At 64.7% G+C, this 5,755-nt stretch carries 4 protein-coding genes and 3 pseudogenes; all 7 read right to left on the bottom strand.

The features are described from left to right. Nucleotides 1-101 precede the first annotated feature (101 nt). Nucleotides 102-1,121, bottom strand: coding sequence for an Ldh family oxidoreductase (locus tag G3436_RS15745; RefSeq protein ID WP_163946610.1), 1,020 nt, complete (start codon nt 1,119-1,121; stop codon nt 102-104). A gap of 246 nt (nt 1,122-1,367) precedes the next feature. Next, on the bottom strand, nt 1,368-3,011 hold the full coding sequence (locus tag G3436_RS15740; protein WP_338001269.1) for a flavin monoamine oxidase family protein: 1,644 nt from the start codon (nt 3,009-3,011) through the stop codon (nt 1,368-1,370). Further along, nucleotides 3,005-3,208 (bottom strand): hypothetical protein, encoded by a 204-nt coding sequence (locus tag G3436_RS28585; protein WP_338001268.1) that lies wholly within the window; start codon nt 3,206-3,208, stop codon nt 3,005-3,007. The genes G3436_RS15740 and G3436_RS28585 overlap by 7 nt, the downstream gene beginning before the upstream one ends. A 161-nt stretch (nt 3,209-3,369) precedes the next feature. Next, nucleotides 3,370-4,680 (bottom strand): annotated as a pseudogene (locus G3436_RS27690) (c-type cytochrome); the annotation flags it as partial. A 158-nt stretch (nt 4,681-4,838) separates the two neighbouring features. Then, nucleotides 4,839-5,129, bottom strand: a pseudogene (locus G3436_RS28580) (hypothetical protein); the annotation flags it as partial. Then, nucleotides 5,077-5,379 (bottom strand): annotated as a pseudogene (locus G3436_RS29225) (PQQ-dependent dehydrogenase, methanol/ethanol family); the annotation flags it as partial. The pseudogenes G3436_RS29225 and G3436_RS28580, both read right to left, overlap by 53 nt. Before the next feature lie 106 nt (nt 5,380-5,485). Then, nucleotides 5,486-5,755: transporter (locus G3436_RS15730; protein WP_163946607.1), on the bottom strand; the 270-nt coding region annotated here is incomplete at its 5' end.

The raw sequence follows: 5,755 nt of genomic DNA, 5'->3' as shown, positions 1-5,755 counted from the left end.
TTGCAACGCGCCATGGCCTGCAGGATCGGCGTTGTCAGCCTTGGGGGTTCGCCGCAGATCGCGGTGGGGCCAACAGGTGCCAGCCCCTTGGTGACCCAACCTCAGTTCCGGTCAGAACCCAACAACGCCTTCAAGTCGCGGTACAACGCCTCAGGAATCTGCACGCCCTCCTCCAGGCTGCGCGCACGCGCATCAAATCGACGCTGCGACGGCAACCGCGCACCCTGACCCTGGATCCCCGCAAACACGCTCTCGGCACGCGCCAGGTGCGCCTCGGCGCCCACCCCCAGGAACCGCTGCGGGTCCAGCGCAATGATCAACTCACCATGGTACGGCGACGATTTGCTACCCGCGTCATGCGCCAACGATTCGGCACTGGTCAGGTCACCAATCAACGGCCCGGCAATCAATTCCACCATCGCCGCCAACGCCGAACCCTTGTGCCCACCAAACGTCAGCATCGCACCACGGTCCAGCACCACATTCGGGTCTGTGCTCGGCTGACCCTCGGCATCCACACCCCAACCCTCAGGAATGGCCTTGCCCGCCCGCCGATGCAACTCGATATCACCACGCGCAATCGCGCTGGTAGCAAAGTCGAACACGAACGGCGGCTTGCCCACTCGCGGCCAGCCAAAGGCAATCGGGTTGGTGCCGAACACCGGCTGGCTACCGCCCGCCGGCGCCACCCAGGCATGGCTGGGGTTGCACGCCAAGGCCACCAGGCCTGCAGCCGTAAGCTGCTCGATCTCGACCCACAACGCCGAAAAATGCACGCAGTGGTTGATCGCCAACGCAGCAATCCCGTTGCTGCGCGCCTTGGCTTCAAGCAGCGGCAAGCCCGCCTGGAACGCCAGCTGCGAGAACCCACCACGCGCATCCACGCGCACGATCGAAGGGGCCTGGTCGATCACCTGCGGCTCGGCCGCTGCCGCCACTTTGCCGGCCTTGAGCGAGTTCACACAGCCAATCACCCGGTACAGGCCGTGCGAAGCACAGCCATCGCGCTCGCCAGCCACCACCGTGGCGGTGACCGCCGCAGCATGCGCCGGGCTGAAACCGTTATGCAGCAGGATCGACTCAGCCAACTCGGTGGCTTGATTAAGGGTCAGTCGGATCATGATCAACTCCTTGGACAGACCGTCCATCGTGCCCCACACCCCAGGGCCAAGGCTTGATCGATTTGCACCGTGGGAATGACGAACTCGGCACAGTGAACAACGCCGCGGCGACGAACGGAACGACAGCTGTTCAGTTTGTAATCAAACTGACGCAGGCCTTGTGGTACGCAGCCTGTAGCGCGTTATCCACAGAGCTACCCACGTTTTTTGTGGATAGCTTTACCCGCTTTCCCGACCCCGCTGTCGTCAGTTCAGCTCGATTGGCTTGAGGGTGTCCCATACCTCCACCGGCCCCGGGTTGCCCTGGATGCTGGCCCCGCCCAGGCACACCGCAATCTTGTTGACCGCGTTGATCGCCGTGCTGACCGCACCTTCGGCCCAGCCGCCGGTCCAGGACACGTCGTCGCCGGCCAGGATAAAACCATAAGGACGCTGCCCCACCTGCTGCACACCGTCCATGAACTGCGAAAACAGCAGGCGCTGGTACGTGTACTGCCCGGGCAGGTTCATCTTGAACGCCCCCAGGTAATGCGGCTGGTCTTCCCAGTTGTGTTCGATGAAGGTGTTGCTGGCGCTGAACTGCGCGGCAAAATCCACATTCGGGTAGATGGACTGCAGTATCGTCGTGCACACCTGGGCGTGCTGCGGGCCGGGCGCCGGTCGGTCGCCCAGGAATTTCAAGGCGTCATCGTTCCAGGTATAAGACAAGAAGATGCCACTGCCACGGTACTCGGCGCGGCTGGCGGTATAGTCCACCAGGTAAGTGCCACGGGTAAGGCTGTCGGACAAGGTCACGCTCATGCACCGCTCTTGCAGCTCGCCGGGGCGCTCATGCCAGAACGGCCGTTGCGTGGCGGCGAAAATCTTCGCCGATTGCATGTAGTGGGTGTACTTGACCGCTTCCCAGGTCGCCTTGGGCAGCAACGCATCCATGCGCTGGAGCTGCTGCGCCGTGCCCACCGCGCGCAGTTTGTCGAGCACTCGCACGTGCGGCGTATACACCACGTGGCCGATGCTCAGCCAGTTGGGCATGTCGCGCTTCAGGTCATGGATCAGCACCGAGAATGTGCCATCCGGCAGTGGGCTGATATGGCGCACCTCCTGGCTGAAGGGGTCGGCGATCACCTGGCGGGTCATCGACTCCACACTCCTGTGGCCCTGATCGTTGTCGCAGGCATCCCCCAACGCGGTGGGTGAACGCGACCACAGCGCCTTGGGCAACGCATCGGCGCCCTGGTACATCAGTTGATGGCTGGCATCGAGCCCGGTGTACAACACGCGCAGCACTTCGAGAATGCTGTTGGGGTAGTCGGTGTTCCAGCCGCCGGTGCCAAAGCCGATCTGGCCGAACAGGTTGATCTGCGCCTTGCTCCACCCCGACTCCTGCAGCAGTGCGTGGTAGAAGCTGGCGTCATCCCAGCTGCCGCCGTCTTCGCGCTTGACCACGGCGTTCCACAGCCGCTTGATGGCCTGCTGGTCGATACTGCCTTCGGTCATGGCCCGTTCGAGTTCCTTGAAGTGGAACGGCGCGCCGCCCAGAAAGCGCTCGAAGAACTGCTCTTCGAGCTCGACATAGCCCGGTGGGATGGGAAAGTACGGGCTGCCCGCTTCGTAGTACTTCACGCTGCCCTGATAATCGACGACCGTGCTGCCCGCCGCCACGGTGCCCGGGTTGGGAAAATCGGCCATGTGGCCGGTCATGCCGACCTTGGCGAAATAGTGGAACAGCGCCTTGCCGGACAGCGGAAAGCGCATGGCACCCAGCTCGCAGATGACCTCGGCGCCGGGGTCGCCCATCACCTTGGAATACAGCCGCCCGCCGATGCGTTCGGACGCCTCCACGACAATCGGATGCAGGCCCATGCGCAGCACTTCGTAGGCGGCTACCACGCCCCGCGACCCGCCCCCACGATCAGGACCTTCTCCCCCCAGCACGACGTCGGCACGCGGCACAACGGTGTGCCCGCCGCACGTGCAGCACTCAGGTACTGGCCGTAGTGGAAGGGAAAATCCGGTACCAGTGCGGTAACGTCCTTGCTGGCAGACAGGGGGGCCTTGCGGGGGCTGCGCGAGGGGATGGCAGACATGGGGAGCTCCTTGAAAAGTGGGGTATTCCATTGGCGCCACAGCGACTGCCAGCAGTGTGCCTACCCCCCAATCAAAGACCAGAACCCCCCACTGCACCAGCTGGCGCGCAGGGTTTGCGACGAACAACCGACGGCGGGCCTGCAGGCAGGCCCGCTGCGGTTCAAGGTGCTGGCGCGTGTCGCGCTGCGTAGTCCTCGTACTCGCGGGACATCACGTAGAGCTTGATCCGCTCGACCTCCTCAGGCGTCAGCGCGTCCTCGAAGGACGGCATGCCCAACGGCTTGAGTGCGCCCTGCAGGACGATCTGCTGGAAGTGCTCGCGGGTCGCAGCGCTGGACTGGCGCAGGTCGGCCACCAGCCCGCCGCTGATGGTGCCCATGCCGTGGCATACACTACAGAACTGGCCATACAGCTGCTTGCCAGCCAACACCTGGGCCGGCGCCGCAGTCACCGGTACGGGCACCCGCTCGGGTGCGCTGGCCACCACGCTTGCGTCCGGCAAACGGGCCTTGCCGTCAAGGGCGAACACCAGCAGGCGGCTACGATTCTGCATGCCCGGCTGGTTCATCGACTCGCCGCCGGTCAAGGCGGCCACCCCGCCCCAGCCGGCCATGATCGCCACATACTGACGCCCCGCCAGCTCGAAGGTCATGGGCGCGGCGACAATCCCGCTTTGCGCCTCGAACTGCCACAGCGCCTGGCCGCTGTCGGCCGCGTAGGCATGCATCTGGCCGCTGGCGGTACCCTGGAACACCAGGTTGCCGGCCGTGCTCAGGGTGCCACCGTTCCAGTGGGTGGGGTACGGCACTGTCCAGGCAGCCTTCTGCTTGACCGGGTCCCAGGCCAGCAATGCGCCGCTGACCACCGCCGACGGCACGTCGGTGGCGTCGGCAAAGCCGGCAGCGGTGTTGAAGGCCTTGCGCACGACAAAATCCTTGCCTTCGTTGCGGTACACGCCGGGCACTTCCTGATACGGAATGTAGACCAGCCCGGTGCCGGGGTTGAACGACATCGAATGCCAGTTATGCGCACCAAAGGGGCTGGGCCACATCACGATGGGCTGTTTTTCGTAGCGCACCCCCGGCGCCTCGACCGGCCGCCCCGTGGTGAGGTCGACTTTTTCGGCCCAGGTCACCTTGCCGAATTTTTCTGCCGATATCAGCTTGCCGTCAGTGCGATCCAGCACATAGAAGAAGCCGTTCTTGGGCGCCTGCATCAGCACCTTGCGCGGCGTGCCCGCGATGTTCAGCTCGGCCAGGGTGATCTGCTGGGTGGCGGTGAAGTCCCAGCTGTCGCCCGGAGTGACCTGGTAATGCCAGGCGAGCTTGCCGCTGTCGGGCCTGATCGCCAGGATCGAGGACAGGTACAGGTTGTCGCCGCCACCGGGGCTGCGTACCTCGCGGTTCCACGGCGAGCCATTGCCGGTGCCGACGTAGAGCAGGTCCAGTTCGGGGTCATAGGCCATGCTGTCCCACACCGTGCCGCCACCCCCAAGCTTCCAGTATTGATCGCCCTGCCAGGTCTGGCCGCCTCGCGCAGCTCCGGGTGCTCGTAGGGCAAGGCCGGATCGCCCGGCACGGTGTAGAAACGCCAGGCCAGCTTGCCGCTGACGGCATCGTAGGCCGAGACGAAACCGCGCACGCCATACTCGGCGCCGCCATTGCCGATGATGACCTTGCCTTTGACCACCCGCGGTGCGCCGGTGATGCTGTAGGGCTTGGCCGGGTCGGTGGTCTGCTGGCTCCACAGCGCTTTGCCGGTCTTGGCATCGAGGGCGATCAGCGCCGTCGAGGGTGCCGACGTAGACCTTGTCGCCCCACAGCGCCACGCCCCGGTTGACCGCGTCGCAGCACGCGGTGCGGGCCTTGACCCGTTGCACCTCGGGGTCGTAGCGCCACAGCTCCTTGCCGCTGGCGGCATCCACCGCGATCACCCGGCTCCACGACATCGAGGTGTAGAGCACCCCGTCATGGAACAACGGCGTGGACTCAAGGCCACGGGTGTTGTCCAGGTCCATGTACCAGGCCAGGCCCAGTTGCCTGACGTTGCCGGCATTGATCTGCTGCAACGGGCTGAAGCGTTGTTCGGCGTAGGTACGGCCATGGCTGAGCCATTCGCTGCCGGCCTGTTCGGTAGCGCGGATGGCCGCTTCGTCGACCGTCGCGGCCATCGCCGTCAACGGGGTGCTGGCCGCCAGCATCAACACTGCGGCACTCAGCGTGTGTATGAGGGTGTGCTTGATCATGGGTATTCCTCGGTGAGCAACGGGGCGCGGATCAGAACATCTGCATCAGGCGTACGTTGAAGCGGTCGCCTTCCCTGAAACCGTTTTCCACCGAGTGGTCGCGGCCATAGTTGAACAGCAGTTGGGTCTTGGGTGCGACGAACCAGCCGGCGCCCACCAGGAACTTGGCGGTTTTCGGCTCGTCATGCTGGTCGACGCCGTCCAGGCGGGTTTCACCGCCCCAGAGCCTGGAGTAACCCACGCGCAGGTCGAAGCTGGGGGTGAGTTGATAGCGCAGGAACGCCTGGCCCTGGTACAGCGC

This window comes from Pseudomonas brassicae (genome assembly GCF_010671725.1).
Classification (GTDB): domain Bacteria; phylum Pseudomonadota; class Gammaproteobacteria; order Pseudomonadales; family Pseudomonadaceae; genus Aquipseudomonas; species Aquipseudomonas brassicae.
This window is presented reverse-complemented; position numbering and strand designations above follow the sequence as displayed.